At 72.8% G+C, this 526-nt stretch carries 1 pseudogene; it reads right to left on the reverse strand.

What is annotated here, in order from left to right:
* Positions 1-526: pseudogene (locus ABD234_RS19130) on the reverse strand (hypothetical protein); the annotation flags it as partial.

Raw genomic sequence — 526 nt, forward strand, 5'->3', positions numbered from 1 at the left:
ACCGACCTCCTGCACCCGCACACCCCGCTCCACCGGCACCGGCGCCTCGTCTGCCGCCTGCAGGGACTCCGCCCACGTCACCAGGGCCCGCAGGTTCCGGGCGAAGGACTCCGCGGTGATCCGCAGGTCCCAGCCCGCGACGACCTCGTCGATACCCCGCTGGAACTGCCCCCGCAGCTTCCGCGTCCACCGCAGCATGTCCTGGAACCACGACGCCGGGAACCCCGCCTCCTCCAGCCGCGTCAGGCATGCCGGGAAGTTCACCACCGCCCGATGCCCATCATCGATCTCCCGCGCCGCGCGCGGTGCTTTGACCCGCAGCGCCTCCGCCGCGATCAACGCATGACAATCCCCGCCCGACTCCGGACCCTCGCCCGGGTCATCCCACAGCATGCTCAACGCCGCATACTTCCGCGCCAGCCACGGCCCTTCCTCCACCGCGATGTCCCACACCGCCACCGCCACCGCCGACAGCACCGGCTCCTGCCCCACCCCCGCACGCCCCGGCAGCGCCTCCCGCGACACC

This window comes from Brachybacterium phenoliresistens (assembly GCF_039530785.1).
GTDB classification, from domain to species: Bacteria; Actinomycetota; Actinomycetes; order Actinomycetales; family Dermabacteraceae; genus Brachybacterium; species Brachybacterium phenoliresistens.